The following is an 18570-nucleotide window of genomic DNA, read 5'->3' as shown; positions in this document are numbered from 1 at the left end:
GTGATATTTGCTGACCATCCCACAGATCCAGGACATCCAACCTCGAATCGGACGATTCACTCCCTCCAGGACCTCGAATCCGATCCGGAGTTCCCACGAACGGCCACCCACGGTCCCCGGCGCGCTCCCCTGCCGGTCCCCACCGGTCCGGCCCCCGAGGGCACGGGGCTTGGGGCCGGCGGGATCGGGCTAGGTTGGAGGCATGACCACCGAGGCCCTGGACCGGAACGCGCCGCTCGTCGTCGTGGCGTCCGCCGACGCCGTACTACGGCACCCCGAGGCGAGCGAACACCTGCTGACCGCACTCGAACGGGAGCGCGCGGCACGCTTCCGGCACGAGTCCGGGCGGACCGACTTCACCGCCGGGCACCTGCTGGTCCGGCTCTGCGCCGCCCGACTGCTCGGCATCCCGGCCGAAGGCCTGGTGCTCGCCCAGCAGTGCCCGGACTGCGGGCTGGCCGACCACGGCAAGCCGTACCTGCCGGACCACCCGGGGGTGCACGTGAGCCTGTCGCACACCCGGGGCGTGGTCGCGGCGGGCGCCGGCTACCGGCCGATCGGCGTGGACGTCGAGCTGTCCGCCCGGGGCGGCTCGCTGGGCGCGGTCGCCCGCCGGGTGCTCGCCCCGGCCGAGCTGGCCGCGGTCGAGGCCGACCCGGAGCCGGACCGGGCGTTCCTGCGGCAGTGGGTGCGCAAGGAGTCGCTGATCAAGATCGGCCGGGCCACCCTGGACACCCTCGGCCGGATCGACCTCTCCGCCCTGCCGCTGACCGTCCCGCCCGGGCCCCCGCTGCGCAGCCGGTACGAGGACCTGCACCTGGTCGACTGGACCGACCCGGAGCACGGCGCCGCCGTCGCGGCCGTCAGCACCGCCCCGCCGCGGATCGTGGAGCTCACGGCGCCGGCCACGGGCTGACCCCTCGCCACCGGCCGCGGGCTGACCCCTCGCCACCGGCCACGGGCTGACCCTCGCCACCGGCCGCGGGCTGGCCCCGCGCGACCTGGCACGGCCCGGGGCCTGCACCGGACCCGCACGCCGGGCCTGTGGATAAACGGTGTTACGGTGCCTGGTCGTGGGCCCGCCGACCGCGCGCGCCCACCGATCCCAACGCCACCGGACCAAAGGGTGCCCCGCCATGGCCAAGTTCCTGCTGAGCCTGCACGTCCTCGTGTCGGTCCTGTTCATAGGCCCGGTCGCGGTGGCCGTCAGCATGTTCCCGCGCCGGGCGAAGGCCGCGCTGGCCGGCGGGCCGGACCAGGCCTCCGACGCGGGCGTGCTGCGCGTTCTGCACCGGATCACCCAGGTCTACGCGCTGCTGGGAGTCGCCGTGCCGGTGCTGGGCATCGGCCTGGCCCAGGTCATGGACGTGATCGGCCAGTCCTGGCTGATCGTCTCGATGGTGCTGACCGCGATCGCCGCGCTCGCGCTGCTGCTCTTCGTCCTGCCCGGCCAGCAGGCCGCCGTGGACGCGCTCGGCCTCGACTCGGCGGACGAGCGGCGCACCAAGGCCGTGGGCGGTCTGCGCCTGCTGCCGATGACGGCCGGGGTGTTCAACCTGCTGTGGGCCGTGGTCGTGGTGCTCATGGTCGTCCGACCGGGTTCCAGCACCGGCGTCTGAGGTCCGGCACCCGCGTCCGGTCCGAGCAGGGGGTGCCCCCTCCCGCCGAGCGAGCTCGTTCGAGTACCGTCCCGGTCCATGACGATCATGGCGGGCATGGGCGGCCCGACGGGAACCGGCGTCGGACCACTGCTGCGCGGCTGGCGGGAACGACGACAGCTCAGCCAACTCCAACTGGCCCTGCGGGCGGACTCCTCGGCCCGCCACCTCAGCTTCGTGGAGAACGGCCGCGCCCGCCCGAGCCGGGAGCTGGTGCTGCGGCTGGCCGAACAGCTGGACGTCCCGGTGCGCGAGCGCAACGCCCTGCTGCTCGCCGCCGGCTACGCCCCGCACTACCCCGAGACCCCGCTCGACGCCCCCTCGATGGACGCGCTGCGCGGCGGCATGGAGCGGCTGCTGGCCGCCCACGACCCGTACCCGACGGTCGTCGTCGACGGGAGCTTCCGCGTCCTGGCGGCCAACCGTTCGCTCGGGCTGCTCCTGGACGGCGTCGCCCCGCACCTGCTGCAGCCGCCGCTCAACGCGATCCGGGTCACCCTCCACCCGGACGGGCTGGCGCCGCGCATCGTCAACCTGCGGGAGTGGCGGCGGCACCTGCTGGAACGGATGGAGCAGAAGCTGGAGCTGGTCCGCTCCGAGCCGCTGCGGCGGCTGTACGAGGAGGTCCGCGACTACCCCGAGCCGTCCGACGGCCCTGCGGACTGCCCCGCGGACGGTTCTGCCGTAGGCCCGGGTGCGGAGGGCTCCCCGTTCGCGCTGCCGCTGCGGATCCGCCACGAGGGACGGATCCTCTCCTTCCTCTCCACCATCGCGACCTTCAACACGCCGCTGGACGTGACCGTCTCCGAGCTGGCCATGGAGACCTTCCTCCCGGCCGACGCGGAGACGGTGCGCTTCCTGCAGTCCGCGGTGGAGCAGTGAGCTGCAGGACGGCGAACAGGGCCACCGCCGCGGCCCGCAGCAGGATCCAGACGTACCCGGCGGTCAGGGTGTTCGCGTGGGCGGACATGGCGGATCGCCTCCTGCTCGGGGGTGGGATCCCGGGGCCGGGGCGGCCGCCCGGCCGCCCCGGGCGCCTCCACCCTGCCCGGCCGGACGGTGGGCGTCGATCACCCCGCAGGTGAGGGCCGGTCACCGCTCACGGCTTCCGGGGCGGCTGCCGGAGCAGGACGCCGGACCGTTTCACCGCGCGGGCGGTGATCGTGGTCTCGGCGCGGGCGGCCCCGAGCGGGCCCAGGGTGTCGGTGAGGAAGCGGTACAGCTCGTCGTGGTCCGTGCAGAAGAGGGTGGCCAGCAGGTTGGTCGGGCCGCTGGTGGCGAACACGCCGTGCACCTGGGGGTGGCGGGCCAGCGCCGTGCCGACCTCGGCGAGCCGGCCGGGTGGCACGTCCAGCCAGAGGTTGGCGTCCACGGCCATGCCGAGCAGCCGGGGGTCGACGGTGGCATGGGTGCGCAGCAGCCCGAGCCCGTCCAGCCGGTGCAGCCGGCGGCGCACGGTCGACTCGGGCGCGCCGACGGCCGCGGCCAGGACGGCGTGGGACTGCCGGGCGTCCTCGCCCAACCGGCCCAGCAGCGCGCGGTCGAGGGCGTCCAGCGGCGGGGGCGTGGCGGGGCGCGGGACGGCGGGCCGGGCGAGCGCGGCGGCCTCCTCCTCGGTCAGGTGGCCTGCCTGCCACTGCCCGGCGTCGGCGAAGGCGTGCAGCACGGCGTGGGTGATGGTCTCGGTGACGGCGCTCGTCGCGGGCAGCTGCCCGTACAGCAGCCGGTCGCGGGAGCCGGCGTCGGTCAGCATCACGGCGCCGACCTCGTGGCCGCCGAGCATCACGTCGACGAAGGGGATGTCGGGGCGGTCGGCCAGCGCCTGCGCGACGACGTCGACCCGGCCGCTCAGCACCCGGACCCGCAGCAGCAGCGCACCGACCGCGGCGTCCTCCACGTCGGGCATCCGCACCACCCGCAGCACGCCGGCCTGCCGCATCCGGGCCAGTCGGCGGGTGACGGTGCGGGCCGAGACGCCCAGCACCTCGGCGATCCGGCCGGGCTCGGCCCGTCCGTCCACCTGCAGGGCGCAGACCAGGCGGCGGTCGAGGGCGTCCAGCACATTGTCCGGATCAGTCGTGGTGAGGTCCATGGTGTCCGATCTCCGTCGTTCTCGACCACTTGAGCGTCCTGTTCGGCAGCCCTGACGCTACACCTTGTCCTGCGGGGCCGGAGCGGCCCGGCCGGGAGCGAGGAGGGGTCACCATGCCGATCGAGTCGTACGAGACGAACGAGCTGTGGACGCTGGCGGAGGGTGTGGAGGCCGCGGTGCGCGCGGTCGGCGCGGAGCTGGCGGCACGTCGGTCCACCGAGCCCACCACGGCGCGGACCCTCGCGGAGGCGGGGGCGCGCTTCGCGGAGCTGGACGGCCCGGCCGCCGCCGGCCTGCGGGAGCGGCTGACGGCGCTGCGCCCGCAGGCCGGCTGGGTGCCGGAGGAACTCGACGGTTCGATGCCCGCCGAGGGCGAGTGGTGGCTGTGCGACGCGACCGACGGCGCGGTGCAGTACCTGCTCGGCCAGCCGCACTGGGCGGTCACTGCCACGCTGGTGCGGGACGGCGCGGCGGTGCTGGCCGTGGTGCACGCCCCGGAGCTGGACGGCGGGCGCACCTACCGGGCCGTGCTGGGCGGCGGCGCCGACCTGGACGGGCTGGCCATCGCGCCGCTGGAGCGCGAACTGGCGATCACCGTCGCCACCACCAGCCAGCCGCCCGCGGTGGCCGCGGACCCGGTGGCGCTGCGCCGTGCGGGCGAGTCGCTGTCCGCGATGGCGGGCGCAGTCCTGGCGGTGCGCAACCTCGGCCCGACGGCGCTCCAGGTCGCGCAGGTCGGCTCCGGGCACCTGGCGCTGTTCTGGCAGTACGGCCTGGACGCAGGCAACCTGCTGCCCGGCGCGCTGATCGCGAGCGAGGCGGGCGCGGCGGTGACGGACGCCGCCGGATCGGCCTGGACGGCCGGCTCCGACAGCATCCTCGTCGCCGCGCCCGGACTGCACGCGGACGCGCTGGGGGTCCTTCGGGCGGTGCGCTGATCAGCCCGCTCTGTCGAGCCCGATGGACGGGCCGAGCCCGACGGACGGGCCGAGCCCGACGGACGGGCCGAGCCCGACGGACGGGCCGAGCCCGACGGACGGGCCGAGCCCGAAGGACGGGCCGAGCCCGAACAGCGCGGCGCCGTTGTCGTGGCAGACCGCCCGCAGCCACTCCTCCCCCAGCCCCAACCCGGCCAGCGCCTCCAGCTGGTGGAGGTAGCGGTACGGGATGTTCGGGAAGTCGGTGCCGAGCAGGACGCGGTCCTGCAAGCCGCGCAGTCGCGGCAGTTCCCCGCGCGGGAACGGGTCCTCGGCCTCGACGAAGTCGGTGAACGCCATGGTGGTGTCCAGCCGGACGGACGGGTGGCGCTCGGCCAGGTCGAGGAAGTCGCGGTACTCGGACATGCCGAGGTGGGCGACCACCAGGACCAGCCCCGGGTACCGGGCCAGCACCTCGCCGATCGGGCCGGGACCGGTGAACTTGCCCGCCACCGGCCCGGATCCGCAGTGGCTGACCACCGGGGTGCCGGTCTCGGCGAGCAGCCCCCAGACCTCGTCCAGGTGCGGGTCCGTCGGGTCGTAGCCGCCGACCTGCAGGTGCGCCTTGAACACCCGGGCGCCGTCCTCGATCGCCCGGGCGACGTATCCGGCTGCCCCGGGCTCGGGGAAGAAGGTCGCGGTGTGCAGGCAGTCCGGGGTGCGGGCGGCGAAGTCGACGGCCCAGGCGTTCAGCCAGGCGGCCATGCCCGGCTTGTGCGGGTAGAGCATGGCCGTGAACGCCCGGACGCCGAACTCCCGCAGCCGCCGCACCCGTTCGGCCTCGGCCTCGCGGTAGGTGATCGGCCAGGGCCGGTCGATCAGCGGGCCGGCCGCGTCGAAGTACGCCCAGACCTTGTCGAGGACGTTCTTCGGCATGAAGTGGGTGTGCACGTCGACCAGTCCGGGCAGGCCCAGGGCCTGCCAGAACGCTCGGACCTCCCGGACTTCCCGGGCCTCGCGGGCCTCGCGGGCTTCGCTGACTTCCCGGGTCTCCCCGACCTCGCTCACGCCGGCACCGGCCGGGCCCGGTCGATGATCGCCCCGGTGTCGACCCCGGCCGGCAGGGTGCCGAAGGCCGCGCCGTGGTCGCCGCCCAGCCGGCTCGCGCAGAACGCGTCCGCCACCGCCGGGCTGCCGTACCGGACCAGCAGCGAACCCTGGAAGGCCAGCGCCATCGACTCGACCAACCGGCGGGTGCGGAACTCCAGGTCGGTCGGGTCGGTGAGGTCCTTGCGCAGCGCGGCGACCGCCGCGTCCAGCCGGCGGTCCGCGCCCGCGGCGGCGTCGAGTTCGCCGAGGAAGGCCTCGACGCTCTCCGGGCTCCTGGCCATGGCGCGCAGCGCGTCCAGGGCGGCGACGTTGCCGGAACCCTCCCAGATCGACACCAGCGGGGCCTCCCGGTAGAGCCGGGGCATCCCGGACTCCTCCACGTAGCCGTTGCCGCCCAGGCACTCCAGCGCCTCGGCGGAGTGTGCCGGACCGCGCTTGCACACCCAGTACTTGGCCACCGCCAGGCCCAGCCGCCGGACCAGCGCCTCGGTCCGGTCCCCGGCCAGGGCGAGGTCGGTGGAGTGGGCGAGCCGCATCGCGACGACGGTGGCCGCCTCGGACTCCACCACCAGGTCGGCGAGCACGTTGCGCATCAGCGGCTGGTCGACCAGCGCCTTGCCGAACGCCCGCCGGTGCAGGGCGTGGTGGACGGCCCGGGTGGCGCCGTAGCGCATGCCGGAGGCGGCGCCGGCGGTGCAGTCCAGCCGGGTCATGTTGACCATCTCGATGATGGTCGGCACCCCGCGGCCCTCCTCGCCGACCAGCCAACCGACCGCGCCGTCGTACTCCAGCTCGGCGGAGGCGTTGGACTTGTTGCCGAGCTTGTCCTTGAGCCGCATCAGCTGCAGGCGGTTGCGGCTGCCGTCCGGGAGGATCCGCGGCAGCACGAAGCAGCTGAGGCCGCCCGGGGCCTGGGCGAGCGTCAGGAACAGGTCGGACATCGGCGCCGAGGTGAACCACTTGTGGCCGGTGATCCGGTAGGTGCCGTCCGGCTGCGGGACCGCGGTGGTGGTGTTGGTGCGGACGTCCGAGCCGCCCTGCTTCTCGGTCATCGACATGCCGGCGATCAGCCCGCGCTTGGTGCGCGGCTCGCGCAGCCCGTAGTCGTACTCGCGCGCGGCCAGCAGCGGCTCCAACTCCGCGGCCAGGGCCGGGTTCGCGCGCAGCGCCGGGACGGCGGCGTAGGTCATCGAGATCGGGCAGGTGTGGCCGGCCTCGACCTGGCCCCAGACGAAGAACTTGGCGGCGCGGGCGGAGTGGGCGCCGGGCCGTTCGTCGCGCCAGGGTGCGGCGTGCAGGCCGTAGGAGACGGCGGTGCGCATCAGTTCGTGCCAGGCGGGGTGGAACTCGACCTCGTCGACGCGGTGGCCGAAGCGGTCGTGGGTGCGCAGCACGGGCGGGTTCTCGTTGGCCAGCCGGCCCCACTCGGCGGCCTGCTCGGAGCCGGCCAGCCGGCCCAGCTCGCGCAGCTCCGGCTCGGCCCAACCGGCGCCGGCCCGGTCCAGGGCGGCGAGCAGTGTGGGGTCGGCGGCGGTGTCGTGTCCGTACGGCAGTGGCACCTGGTTGGTGACCTCATGCGTCGCTGTCATCGCGTCCTCCCAGGGCACGCAGGGTGAAGGAGACCAGGGCGGGGACCACCGTGGTGTTGTCGCTGTGCAGGGTGTCGCTGTGGCTGGCGTCAGCGCCGCTGTGCCGGTCGCTGCTCTGCCGGTCGTCGCTGTGCTGGTCGCCGCTCTGCCGGGGGGCCGTGGCGAGCGGGCCGGCCAGGGCCTCGCCGACCGCGCCGACCAGCGCCGCAGCGGTCAACACCGGGTCCTGCTCCGGCAGTTCGCCGCCGGCCACGGCGGCGGCGATCTCGGTGGCTATCACGTCCCGGAACGCCCGCCGGAACACCAGGCGTTCGCCGTCCACCACCGCGTCGGCCGGCTCGACCAGCAGCGCGTACGCCAGCCGGCGTGCGCGCAGGGCGCGGGTGGCGAAGGTCTCGACCACGGCGGCGATCCGCTGCTGCGGGGTGTCCCGCTGGGCGAGGGCCGCGTTCACCGCGTCGATCTCGCGGGTGACCACCCGGCGGAACAACTGCACGGACAGCTCGGCCTTGTTGGCGAAGTGCTGGTAGAGGCTGCCGGTGGCGATCCCGGCACGGTCTGCCACGGCCGCCATCGTGCAGCCCCCGTAACCGCGTTCGGCGAGCAGCAGGACGGCCGACTGCAGTACCGCCTCGCGCTGGGCATCCAGGCGGGCTTGTACGGCGGGCGTGCGTCGGTAGGCCATGGAAGCATTGAAGCACCGATTCAGCACTTCGGGGAGGGAGCGGTCGCCCGTGGTCCGCGGTCGGGGGTGGACGGCGGTCGGGGGCGGACGCACGGAGGCCGCCCCGGGCAGCGGGGCGGCCTCCTGTCTGCGTGGCCCTGGTCGGCTCAGGTGCTACAGCGGGCGGCGCTCCTGCTCCAGCCGCTGGCCCTCGACGTCCAGCGGACCGAAGTCCGGGATCAGCTGCGGCGACTTGGCGAGCGAGCGGGCCTTGTCCTGGTCGCCCAGACCGGCCCACTCCAGCACCTTGGCGGTGGCCTCCGCGGCCTGCGCGGCCGGCAGCTTGCCGATGTTGGAGCCGTGGTTGCCGCCGGGCACGGTGTAGACGTAGCTGTCCTCACTACCCCGGCCGAGGCGGAACGGCTTGGCGCCCCACGGGTCGTTGCCGCCGTAGACGTAGATGATCCGCTCGCCCTCGCGCTTCACCCAGCGGTCGACGTCGGTCATCGCGTACGGGTTGAAGGCGGTCGGGATCTCCTTCGGCACGTAACTGCGGGCCGAGTAGAGCTCCTTGTAGTCGTAGTGCAGCAGGTCCTTCAGGTACGAGACGTCGAAGAACGGCGCACCCAGCTCGGTGGCGGCCTGGTAGTAGTACGCGGTGTACTTCGCCAGCGACTGGTCGCTGTTGCCGGTGATGCCCGACTGGGCGTCGAACCAGGCGTACAGCTCGTCGTCGGTCGCGGTGGCGGCCACCGGGACCTTTGCGCAGTCCGCCTCCAGGCTGTACTGCCAGAACGCCCAGACGACGTCCAGCACTCCGGCCTCGTACGCGCGGTCCGGGGTGCCGAGGGTGCCGAAGGTCGAGCCGGCCGCCTTGTTGTCGGCGACGTAGCGGGCCTCCAGGCGGTCACGGCGCACCAGCAGCTCGCGCTGGGCGGCGTTCAGCCGGCTCCGGCACTCGGGGGTGCCGACGGTGCTGAAGAACTGGGTGTAGGCCGCGTAGTCGTTGACGTCGGTGTTGTTCGGCGCGACGTAGGCGATCGTGCCGGCCACGTCGTCCGGGTAGAAGCGGCGGTAGTAGGTGGAGGACATGCCGCCCTTGCTGGCGCCGGTGGACAGCCACTCCTGGTCGTAGATCCGCTTGAGCGCGGTCACCAGCCGGTGCGAGTCGGCGGCGCCCTGCCGGATGCCGGCCTTGGACCAGTCCGCCGGCTCGGGGCGGGACGGGGTGAAGTAGCGGTACTCGATGGAGACCTGGTTGCCGTCCACGAGCCGGGTGGGCTCGGTGCGGGACGGGTTGGTGCCCAGCGTGTAGCCGTTGGTGTAGAAGACCGTCGGGCGGTCGTAGCCGCGGTGCAGCACGCTGAAGCGCTGCTGGAAGGTGCCCAGCCAGGGGCGGAAGTGGTCGATCGGCTGGGTGTAGGTGGCGATGAAGTAGCGGTGACCGGTGGTGGTCGGCTTCTCCTCGGTGATGGTGACCCCGGGGATCGCCGCCAGGCGGTCCTTGATGTCGGCGTTCGGGTCGTCGGCGGGGCTCCGGCCGTGGGCGGATCCGGCCCCCCGGGCGCCCTGGGCGTCGGCGGCCAGCGCCGGGGACGCCAGGCCGCCGAACGCGAGCAGCGGTATCAGCAGGGCGGAAACCAGCAGCCTTCTCACGGTGGTGGTCATCAACTCTCCATCTGGTCAACGGACATGCATGCCGCCTGTCAGGACGACTCTGCGGTGCCAACGGTGCGACGGCCGCCCGGGGGACGGCCGAATGGGCCACCCGCCGTCGGCGGATGGCCCATCGGGGCGGAAGTGCTGGTCACATGGGGGTTCTTCGTGCGGGTTTCCCCGTGAGGGTTCCTCGTGCGGGTTCCTCATGGGGGTTCCTCATGGGGGTTCCTCATGCGGGTTTCCCCGTGAGGGCTCCCGTGAGGACCCGCCCTAGGGGCGGGGCAGGGTGCAGCCGGGGAGGGTGAGGTCGAAGCGATTGCCGGCGGCGAAACAGGCCGGGATCCCGTAGGTCTCCTGGGCGTAGCCGATGCCCTGGCGCACCGTCACGACGCCGTTCTGGTCAACCTCGCAGGGGTTGTCCAGGGTGCAGCGTTCGCCGCTCTCGTTGATCGTGTTGTTGACGGCGACCACCTGGCCGGAGGAGGCGTCGACCACCGGGGAGCCGGAGGTCCCGCCGATCACGTCACAGCCCGAGGTGTAGCGGACCGAGTCCTTGAAGGTCCAGTCGGCCTCTTTCAGCCGGTAGGCGAAGCCGTCGACCGAGCAGGAGTAGATCTTCTTCCAATAGCCGGAGACGACCTTGATCGAGGTGCCCTGGACGGGGTGGCCGGCGGCGACGGTCAGCGGCGCGATCCCGTACCGCGACTGGATCGAGGAGTAGCTGGCGTTCAGCTGGTAGATCGACACGTCGGTGTCGGTCATCGCGCCGTAGACCACCTTGGTCGCGCGCAGGGTGGCGAGCCGGCCACCGGTGGCGCTGAGCAGGGTGAAGGTCCGGCTGGAGGCCTGGTTGAGGACCACCTCGCCGGGGCCGGGCATACCGGACTCCAGGCAGTGGCCGTTGGAGAGCACGAGCGCCGGGTCGCTCGCGGCCGAGCCGGGCATCCGCACCAGCGAGCCGGAGCAGTTGCTAAGCGCGACCGTCCCGGCGAAGTTGACGGTGGCCGTGGGAGCCGCCTGGACCGGGGAGGCGCCGACGAGGGCGGTGGCACCGGCGACCAGGACGGTGGCGAGCGTGCCTATGAGCGGCTTCTTCATGAGAGACCTCTCGGTGTGGGGGTCCACCAAAGCTGTCGCGGACATGACCCACTGTCAAGAGTCAAAGCGAGACCAAGAAACCATCCCGACGGCAATGGCCGATTACCGGACCGGTTGCCGGGCCGCTTGCCGGCCGGGCGGGGCCGGGGCACCCGGTCGCCGCCCACGACCGCCCACCGCGGCCCTCGCCGCCCCGCTCCCCGGTCGGTCAGCGCCCCTGCCAGTGACGCCGCCCCAGGCTGATCAGGCGCAGCTGGAAGCGCGCGGTGTCGGCGATGCTGCGCTCCCGGGCCGGGTCGGCCTCCTGTGCCTCCAGGAAGGCGGAGGCCGTCGACACCATGTGATCCACGTACAGCTCCGCGAGCATCCGCAGGTCCCGCTCGCTCCACCCCTCCGACACCGGCTGCAGCGCCAGCGCGGCCCCCACTTCGGCGGCGAAGCGGCCGAGTTCGGCATCGATCGCCTCACGCACCTGCCGGACCCCGCCGTGCCGCTCCCGCGACAGGAACCGTACGTGCGGGCGGTGTTCGCGGACGTGCCGTTCGATCACGTCCACCGCGCGGTCGATCACCTCCTCGGCGCCGCCGGCCTCGGCGAGCACCGAGCGGATCATGACGTGCAGGCTGGCCAGCGACTCCTCGACCAGCGCGACGCCGAGGGCGGCGAGGTCCGGGAAGTGCCGATAGAAGGCGGCCGGGGAGAGCCCGGCCTCCCGGGTGACCTCGCGGACGCCCAGGCTGGCCAGGTTCTGATCGGCCAGCAGGTGCAACCCCGCGTCCAGCAAGGCCCGCCGACTCTGTTGCTTCTGGGCCTGTCTGGCCCCCACGGTGTGACTCACGCCATTCAGTAAACATTCGTTTGCCGAACTTGGCCAGCCGGGCGTACAGTGGGACCGAAGTCGGTGAACACTTGTCAACCGAAACCGGCTCAGCCTCCCCCTGCCAGCCCCTGCCCCGCAGCCGCCACCTCAGCCTCAGCCGAAGGAGTCAGCCGTGATCCTCCTCTCCGCCCTGATCGCCATGGGCGTCCTGATCGGCACCGCCGCCCACACCTCGCTCCCGGTCTTCCTCACCGCCTCCGCTGCCATCACCGCCTGGCTGCTCGCGTTCGGCGCCCGCGAGGGCATCTCCCGCCTGCGCCACCGCTGACCCGGACGCTGCGCCGACCCGGACGCTGCGCAGCCCCAAACGCTCCCCGGACCACACCCGCGTCCACTCCACGACACGAGAGGACCCGCACCGCCATGAGCACCGTCACCGCCCGCCAGAACACCGCCCGCCAGAACACCACCCTTCAGACCCCCGCCCGGCAGGCCCCCGACCGCCGGAGCGCCGCCGAAGCGGACGGCCTGGCCATCGCCTCCTTCCTCCTCGGCCTCCCGGGCCTGCTGCTCTTCAACATCGTCCTGGGCCCGATCGCCATCACCCTGGCCACCCTGGCCCTGGTCCGCGGCACCAACCGCCGCGGCCGCGCCGTCCTCGGCCTGGTGCTCGGCGTCGCCTCGCTGGCGCTCCTCGCCGTCACCACCGCCACCTCCCACGGCGTGCTGATGGATTTCGGCTCCTGAGCCGGCCTCAACTCCCTTCCTGCCCGTCGAACAACTGATCCCGTCAACCCGCCCCGCTCCCCCGGCCTGCCACGTAGGGTGGGCCCCATCGGCCGGACGACCTCAGGGGGCAGGAGTGGCCACGGAGAACCGCAGCGACGCACAGCCGGCACGGCCCGCCCCGACGGGCGGCCGACTGCTCGCGGTGAGCGACCTGCACATCTCCTACCAGGAGAACCGCGACCTGGTGGAGAAGCTGCAGCCCAGCCACCCCGACGACTGGCTGCTCGTCGCCGGTGACGTCGCCGAACTCACCACCAGCATCGAGTGGGCCCTCGGCTCACTCGCCGAACGCTTCGCCCGCGTGGTCTGGGTGCCCGGCAACCACGAGCTGTGGACCCACCCTCAGGACCCGGTCCAGCTGCGCGGGGTGGCCCGCTACGAGCACCTGGTCGAGCTCTGTCGCGGCCTCGGCGTGCTGACTCCCGAGGACCCGTACCCGATCTGGGAGGGCGCGGACGGACCGGTCCGCATCGCCCCGCTCTTCGTCCTGTACGACTACTCCTTCCGTGCGCCGGGCACGACCACCAAGGAGGAGTCCCTGGAGGCCGCCTACGAGAGCGGCATCGTCTGCGCGGACGAGCGGATGCTCCACCCGGACCCGTTCCCGGACCGCGACTCCTGGTGCCGCGAGCGCGTCCGGCTGACCGAGGAGCGGCTGGCGGCCTGCGACCCGGACGTCCCGCTCGTCCTGGTCAACCACTACCCGCTGGTCCGCAACCCCACCGAGGTCCTCTGGTACCCGGAGTTCGCCCAGTGGTGCGGCACCGAGCTGACCGCCGACTGGCACCGCCGCTTCAACACCGCGGCGATGATCTACGGCCACCTCCACATCCCGCGCAGGACCACCTACGACGGTGTCCCCTTCGAGGAGGTCTCGCTGGGCTACCCGCGCGAGTGGCGCAAGCGTGGCCTGCCGGACCCGCTGCTGCGCGAGGTGTTCCCGCAGGCCACGGAGTGACCCTCCGGAACGCGTCAGTCACCTGCCACCGCCGCCTCCTCGGGCGTCGTCACGGGATGGTTCGCTGAGCACGGCCCGCCTGGCCCGGTACTCCTCGGCGTCGATGTCGCCCTCGGCGTAGCGGCGCCCGAGGACGGCCAGCGGGTGCTCGGCGGCCGCGCCGGCTCCGTACCCGAAGCCGCAGCCGCGCCGCCGCCAGACCGTCCGCCGCAGCGCCAGGATCACCAGGAAGACCACGGCGATCCAGATCAGGGGGACCAGCAGGATCCAGGGGCCGGGCCCGTGCCAATCGGCCAGCTGCGTGTACATGGTGGTTCAACTCCTCGGTGGTGGGCCTCCAGGACCTCGGGCGGTTCCCGAGATGTCCAGAGCGTCCCTCACCGGAGTCTCATCATGCGTCCTACCAGCAGCGGCAGTTGGGATACTCCCCGGAGAGTACGGACGCCCCGCGACACGCCGGGACGGGAGTACCCGGGCAGAACCGGGACGTCCCCGGGCAGAGGGCCAAGAGCCCCGGGCACGACCGGCTCAGCCCAGCCGGCCCGTCCACAGCAGGCTCAGCCCAGCCACCCCGGCCGCACCAGCCCCGACTCGTAGGCCAGCACCACCAGCTGCGCCCGGTCCCGCGCGCCGACCTTCACCATCGCCCGGCTGACGTGCGTCTTCGCCGTCAGCGGGCTGACCACCAGCCGCCGGGCGATCTCCTCGTTGGACAGCCCCATCCCGACCAGCGCCAGCACCTCGCGCTCCCGTTCGGTCAGCATCGAGACGTCCGGGAGCCGCCCCTGCGGCGCCGCCTCGGGCGCCTTCGAGCGGGCCGCGAACTCGCCGATCAGCCGCCTGGTCACCCCCGGCGAGAGCAGCGCGTCCCCCGCCACCGCGACCCGGATCGCCCGCAGCAGGTCGGCCGGTTCGGTGTCCTTGACCAGGAATCCCGCCGCCCCCGAGCGCAGCGCCTCGAAGACGTACTCGTCCAGCTCGAAGGTGGTCAGCACGACCACCCGTACGGAGGACAGCGCCGGATCCTCGGCGATCCTCCTGGTCGCCTCCAGGCCGTCCATCCGCGGCATCCGGATGTCCATCAGCACCACGTCCGGCACCAGCTCGCGGGCCAGCTGCAGCGCCGCCTCCCCGTCGTCCGCCTCGCCGACCACCGTGAGGTCGTCCTGGAGGTCCAGCAGGGCCCGGAAGCCTGCCCGGACCAGCAGTTGGTCATCCGCCAGAAGTACCCGAATCACTCACTCTCCGCCTTCGGTGTCGGCAGCTCCGCCCGGACCCGGAAACCGCCGCCGGGCAGCGGCCCCGCCGTGATGGTGCCACCGAACGCGGCCGCGCGTTCGCGCATCCCGACCAGCCCGCTGCCCGACCCGCCGGCGTCGCCGAGCACGGCCGGCCCCGGGTCCTCGACCCGGACGACCAGCACGGCCGGATCCGTCCAGTCCAGCACCACGACCGCCTGCCGGGCCGCCGAGTGCCGCACCACGTTGGTCAGCGCCTCCTGGACGATCCGGAAGGCGGTGAGGTCGACGGTGGCGGACAGCGGGCGCCGATCACCGCGCTCGTGCACCTCGGCCTCCAGGCCCACCCGGTCGGCCTGCTCGGTGAGTTCGTCCAGCCGGTCCAGCCCCGGGGCCGGCCCGCGCGGTGCCGCCCCGGGCCCGCGCAGCGTCGCGAGCACCTGGCGGACCTCGCCGAGCGCCTCCTTGCTGGTCGATTTGATGGTGACCAGCGCGGTGCGGGCCTCCGCCGGCCGCCGGTCGAGCAGGGCGAGCGCGACCCCCGCCTGAATGTTGATCAGCGACAGGCTGTGCGCCAGGATGTCGTGCAACTCCCGGGCCATCTTGAGCCGTTCCTCGTTGGCCCGGCGCTCCTCCAGCTGCTGCCGGTAGGCCCGGTGGGCGGCGATCCGCTCCCGCCGGAACCGCACCAGCTCGGCCCCCGCGACCACCAGCAACAGCCAGGCCAGCAACCCGAGTTCCGGCAGCCAGGGGGAGCCGGACGGCGGGCGGGCGCGCTGCCAGTCCGCGGGCAGCACGAAGGTGGCCAGCACGTGCACCAGGTAGACCCCGGCCAGCCCCGCCCAGGCGGCCCGGCGGTGCCCGGCGCCGATCGCGGCGCAGCAGGCGATCAGCCAGCTCACGAAGGCCGGCCCGTACGGGTAGCCGGCGGCCAGGTACCCGGCGGTGACCAGCGAGGTGCCGGCCACCACCGCGACCGGCCGGCGGCGGCGCAGCACCAGCAGGGCCGGCCCGAGCAGCAGCAGGAGGTAGCCGAAGGCGTCCAGCGGGGCCCGGCCGTGCTGGTTGTGCGCGGCGAAGGTCGACCCGACCACCTGCACCATCGCGACCGCCACCGCCTGCCCCACCGCGACCGCCACCGGCTGCCCCAGCGGCCGGCCCGCCCCGGGCACCCGCGCCCGCGGCGGGCGCCCCGGCTCGGGCGCCCCCTCCGCGGACGGCCCCGACGGGGAGGGGCCCGACGCGGACGGCCCCTCCCGGAACGGCTCCGGCGGCTGCGAGGTGGGCGGCATCATGCCCACAAGCTAGACCCGCGCCCCGTCCTCACGCGTCCTCCACCAGTGGCGTTCGGGCGTACTCCCCCGGGAGTACGCCCGCCCCCGACCCCGACCCCGCCCCCGATCCCGCCCCCGCCGCAGTCAGCTCTCCCCGCCCTTCGCCGCCCCCGCCTCCGCCTTCTCCTCCGCCTCCTCGAAGGCCGCCGACGCCTCCGGCCGCGTCAGCCTCACCACCAGCTCGCCGCCGCTCACGTCCGCGACCAGCGTGTCCCCCTCCCGCACGGAGCCGTCCAGCAGCAGGTTGGAGATCCGGTTGTCCAGCTCCGACTGGATCGTCCGGCGCAGCGGCCTGGCCCCGAACTCCGGCTGGTAGCCGCGGTTGACCAGGAACTCCTTGGCCGCCTCGGTGACGTCCAGCCGGACGCCCTGGGCCCGCAGCCGCCGGCGGCTGCGGTCCAGCAGCAGGTCCACCACCGACACCAGGTCCTTCCGGGTGAGCGTGTGGAAGACGATCACCTCGTCGATCCGGTTGAGGAACTCCGGCCGGAACTGCTGCCGCAGGTCGCGCATCAGGTCGTCGCGGATCTCGTCCACGTTCCCGGAGTGGTCGAGGATCCGCTGCGAGCCGAGGTTGCTGGTCATGATCACCACGGTGTTGCGGAAGTCGACCGTACGTCCCTGGGAGTCGGTCAGCCGCCCGTCGTCCAGCACCTGGAGCAGCAGGTTGAAGACGTCCGGGTGCGCCTTCTCCACCTCGTCGAAGAGCAGCACGCTGTACGGCTTGCGGCGCACCGCCTCGGTCAGCTGCCCCGCCTCGTCGTAGCCGACGTACCCGGGCGGGGAGCCGACCAGCCGGGAGACGGTGTGCTTCTCCTGGAACTCGCTCATGTCGAAGCGGATCATCCGGTCCGGGTCGCCGAACAGCAGCGCCGCCAGCGCCTTCGCCAGCTCGGTCTTGCCGACGCCGGTCGGCCCGAGGAAGAGGAAGGAGCCGGTCGGTCGCTCCGGGTCGCCCATCCCGGCCCGGCCGCGGCGCACCGCCTGGGCGACAGCGGTGACCGCCTCCTCCTGGCCGATCACCTTCTCGTGCAGGTGCTCCTCCAGCTTGAGCAGCCGCTCCTTCTCGGTCGCGTTCAGCTCCGCGACCGGGATGCCGGTCCGGGAGGACAGCACCTGCGCGATGTCCTCGGCCGTCACGTCGACGACTTCCTCGCGGGACTCGGCGATCGCCGCCAGCTCGTCCTCGGTCCGGCGCAGCTCGGTCTTCAAGTTGGCGGCCCGGACGAATTCCTCGTCCGTGACGGCCTCCTCCAGCTCCCGCTTCAGCTTGGTGATCCGGTCCTGCACCCCGGTCGACTCGGTGGACCCGCTCAGGCTGCGCAGCCGCACCCGCGCACCGGCCTGGTCCAGCAGGTCGATCGCCTTGTCGGGCAGGAAGCGGTCGCTGACGTACCGGTCGGAGAGCCGCGCCGCCGCGTCCAGGGCCTCGTCGGTGAACCGCACCTGGTGGTGCGCCTCGTACGCGTCGCGCAGCCCCTGCAGGATCTCGATGGTCTCCTCGACGCTCGGCTCGGGCACCAGCACCGGCTGGAAGCGGCGCTCCAGCGCGGCGTCCTTCTCCACGTGCTTGCGGTACTCGTCCAGCGTCGTCGCGCCGACCACGCTCAACTCGCCGCGCGCGAGCGCCGGTTTGAGGATGTTGCCGGCGTCCATCGAGCCCTCGCCGCCACCGCCCGCGCCGACCACGGTGTGCAGCTCGTCCAGGAACAGGATCACGCTCTTCTCGGCCGCCGTGACCTCGTCGATCACGTTCTTCAGCCGTTCCTCGAACTCGCCCCGGTACTTGGAGCCGGCCACCAGCGCGGTCAGGTCGAGGGTGACCACCCGCTTGTCCCTGAGGCTCTGCGGCACGTCCCCGGAGACGATCCGCTGGGCCAGGCCCTCCACGATCGCGGTCTTGCCGACGCCCGGCTCACCGATCAGCACCGGGTTGTTCTTGGTCCGCCGGGAGAGGATCTCCACGGTCTGCTCGATCTCCTCGGCCCGCCCGACCACCGGGTCCAGCCGGCCGGCGCGCGCCTCCTCGGTCAGGTCGCGCCCGTACTCGTCCAGCGTCGGCGTCTCGCTCGGGTGCGCCCCCGCGCTGCTGCGTTCACCGCCGGTGCCGCGCCCCTCCAGCACCGACTTCAACGACTCCTGCGAGGGCGCCGCGTTGCGCAGCGCCGTACCCGCGCCCGAACGCTCCTGGTCCAGCAGGGCGCCCAGGATGTGCTCCGGCCCGATGTACGAGGCGCCGGCCTCCTGCGAGCGGGCGTGCGCGGCGAGCAGCGCGCGCTTGGCGGAGGGGGTGAGCGCCGGCCGTCCGTCGACGGCGTCCGGGGTGCCGGACGGCAGGGCGTGCTCCAGGTCGCCGGACAGCCGGTCCGGATCGATGCCCGCCCGCTCCAGCATTCGGCGCGAGGGCTCCACCCGGGTGGCCGCCCAGGCCAGGTGCGCGGTGTCCAGGTCGCTGGAGCCGTCCTCCGCCGCGCGCTGCGCGGCCAGCGCGAGCAGTTCCTGCGAGGACTCGCTGAGCAGCCGCCCGATCGGTACCCGCTGCACGGCGGGCGGGGAGGCCAGCGGGCTCATCCCGAAGAACCGACTGAGCAGGTCGGAGAACGGATCGTTCGAGCCGAACGGGGGCATGGTCACGGCGATTCAC

Annotated in this window: 18 protein-coding genes; 7 read left to right on the top strand and 11 right to left on the bottom strand. The window is 73.4% G+C overall.

The genetic code is table 11. The features are described from left to right. Window positions 1-202: 202 nt before the first annotated feature. The 3 genes from CRP52_RS22890 (at window position 203) to CRP52_RS22880 (ending at window position 2540) form a co-directional block, all read left to right on the top strand. Window positions 203-916, top strand: coding sequence for a 4'-phosphopantetheinyl transferase family protein (locus tag CRP52_RS22890; RefSeq protein WP_097238095.1), 714 nt, complete (start codon window positions 203-205; stop codon window positions 914-916). 220 nt (window positions 917-1136) lie between these two features. After that, complete coding sequence (locus CRP52_RS22885; RefSeq protein WP_097238094.1) at window positions 1137-1619, top strand: hypothetical protein; 483 nt, start codon at window positions 1137-1139, stop codon at window positions 1617-1619. Between the two features lie 78 nt (window positions 1620-1697). Further along, complete coding sequence (locus CRP52_RS22880; protein WP_097238093.1) at window positions 1698-2540, top strand: helix-turn-helix domain-containing protein; 843 nt, start codon at window positions 1698-1700, stop codon at window positions 2538-2540. Window positions 2541-2757: 217 nt separating this feature from the next. Here CRP52_RS22880 and CRP52_RS22875 read toward each other — a convergent pair whose 3' ends face one another. After that, the gene (locus CRP52_RS22875; protein WP_097238092.1) at window positions 2758-3750 is read right to left on the bottom strand and encodes an Lrp/AsnC family transcriptional regulator; all 993 of its coding nucleotides are present in this window, start codon (window positions 3748-3750) and stop codon (window positions 2758-2760) included. A gap of 113 nt (window positions 3751-3863) precedes the next feature. Here CRP52_RS22875 and CRP52_RS22870 point away from each other — a divergent pair, with 113 nt between their 5' ends. Then, window positions 3864-4688, top strand: coding sequence for an inositol monophosphatase family protein (locus tag CRP52_RS22870; RefSeq protein WP_097238091.1), 825 nt, complete (start codon window positions 3864-3866; stop codon window positions 4686-4688). Here CRP52_RS22870 and CRP52_RS22865 read toward each other — a convergent pair whose 3' ends face one another. The 6 genes from CRP52_RS22865 to CRP52_RS22840 all read right to left on the bottom strand — a co-directional run bounded on the left by CRP52_RS22865 (window position 4689) and on the right by CRP52_RS22840 (window position 11625). Beyond that, the gene (locus CRP52_RS22865; protein ID WP_097238090.1) at window positions 4689-5735 is read right to left on the bottom strand and encodes an amidohydrolase family protein; all 1047 of its coding nucleotides are present in this window, start codon (window positions 5733-5735) and stop codon (window positions 4689-4691) included. It abuts the gene before it with no gap. After that, window positions 5732-7366: an acyl-CoA dehydrogenase family protein gene (locus CRP52_RS22860; RefSeq protein ID WP_097238089.1), complete on the bottom strand. Its 1635-nt coding sequence runs from the start codon at window positions 7364-7366 to the stop codon at window positions 5732-5734. Before CRP52_RS22860 ends, CRP52_RS22865 begins: the two co-directional genes overlap by 4 nt. Then, entirely contained in the window at window positions 7350-8051 is a 702-nt protein-coding gene (locus CRP52_RS22855) for a TetR/AcrR family transcriptional regulator (RefSeq protein WP_097238088.1), read from the bottom strand. Before CRP52_RS22855 ends, CRP52_RS22860 begins: the two co-directional genes overlap by 17 nt. 153 nt (window positions 8052-8204) lie before the next feature. Further along, the gene (locus CRP52_RS22850) at window positions 8205-9698 is read right to left on the bottom strand and encodes a S28 family serine protease (protein ID WP_097238087.1); all 1494 of its coding nucleotides are present in this window, start codon (window positions 9696-9698) and stop codon (window positions 8205-8207) included. A 261-nt stretch (window positions 9699-9959) separates the two neighbouring features. Beyond that, on the bottom strand, window positions 9960-10787 hold the full coding sequence (locus CRP52_RS22845) for a S1 family peptidase (RefSeq protein WP_097238086.1): 828 nt from the start codon (window positions 10785-10787) through the stop codon (window positions 9960-9962). A gap of 208 nt (window positions 10788-10995) precedes the next feature. Then, complete coding sequence (locus tag CRP52_RS22840) at window positions 10996-11625, bottom strand: TetR family transcriptional regulator (RefSeq protein ID WP_097238085.1); 630 nt, start codon at window positions 11623-11625, stop codon at window positions 10996-10998. A gap of 154 nt (window positions 11626-11779) precedes the next feature. Here CRP52_RS22840 and CRP52_RS38420 point away from each other — a divergent pair, with 154 nt between their 5' ends. From CRP52_RS38420 to CRP52_RS22830, 3 genes are all read left to right on the top strand, one after another. After that, window positions 11780-11935 carry a hypothetical protein gene (locus CRP52_RS38420; protein WP_179852625.1) on the top strand — a complete coding sequence of 52 codons (156 nt, stop codon included), beginning with the start codon at window positions 11780-11782 and terminating at the stop codon, window positions 11933-11935. 95 nt (window positions 11936-12030) lie between these two features. Continuing rightward, window positions 12031-12354 carry a hypothetical protein gene (locus CRP52_RS22835; protein WP_097238084.1) on the top strand — a complete coding sequence of 108 codons (324 nt, stop codon included), beginning with the start codon at window positions 12031-12033 and terminating at the stop codon, window positions 12352-12354. Window positions 12355-12469: 115 nt separating this feature from the next. Continuing rightward, window positions 12470-13354 (top strand): metallophosphoesterase family protein, encoded by an 885-nt coding sequence (locus CRP52_RS22830; RefSeq protein ID WP_097238083.1) that lies wholly within the window; start codon window positions 12470-12472, stop codon window positions 13352-13354. An 18-nt stretch (window positions 13355-13372) separates the two neighbouring features. Here the strand turns inward: CRP52_RS22830 and CRP52_RS22825 are convergent, their stop codons facing one another. The 4 genes from CRP52_RS22825 to CRP52_RS22810 all read right to left on the bottom strand — a co-directional run bounded on the left by CRP52_RS22825 (window position 13373) and on the right by CRP52_RS22810 (window position 18554). Then, window positions 13373-13663, bottom strand: a complete 291-nt coding sequence (locus tag CRP52_RS22825; protein WP_097238082.1) for an SHOCT domain-containing protein — start codon at window positions 13661-13663, stop codon at window positions 13373-13375. 248 nt (window positions 13664-13911) lie between these two features. After that, window positions 13912-14592 (bottom strand): response regulator, encoded by a 681-nt coding sequence (locus CRP52_RS22820; protein WP_097238081.1) that lies wholly within the window; start codon window positions 14590-14592, stop codon window positions 13912-13914. Next, window positions 14589-15887 carry a sensor histidine kinase gene (locus tag CRP52_RS22815; protein ID WP_097238080.1) on the bottom strand — a complete coding sequence of 433 codons (1299 nt, stop codon included), beginning with the start codon at window positions 15885-15887 and terminating at the stop codon, window positions 14589-14591. Before CRP52_RS22815 ends, CRP52_RS22820 begins: the two co-directional genes overlap by 4 nt. Before the next feature lie 123 nt (window positions 15888-16010). Further along, on the bottom strand, window positions 16011-18554 hold the full coding sequence (locus tag CRP52_RS22810; protein WP_373560569.1) for an ATP-dependent Clp protease ATP-binding subunit: 2544 nt from the start codon (window positions 18552-18554) through the stop codon (window positions 16011-16013). Window positions 18555-18570 lie beyond the last annotated feature (16 nt).

This window comes from Streptomyces sp. 1331.2, assembly GCF_900199205.1.
Taxonomy (GTDB): Bacteria; Actinomycetota; Actinomycetes; order Streptomycetales; family Streptomycetaceae; genus Kitasatospora.
This window is presented reverse-complemented; position numbering and strand designations above follow the sequence as displayed.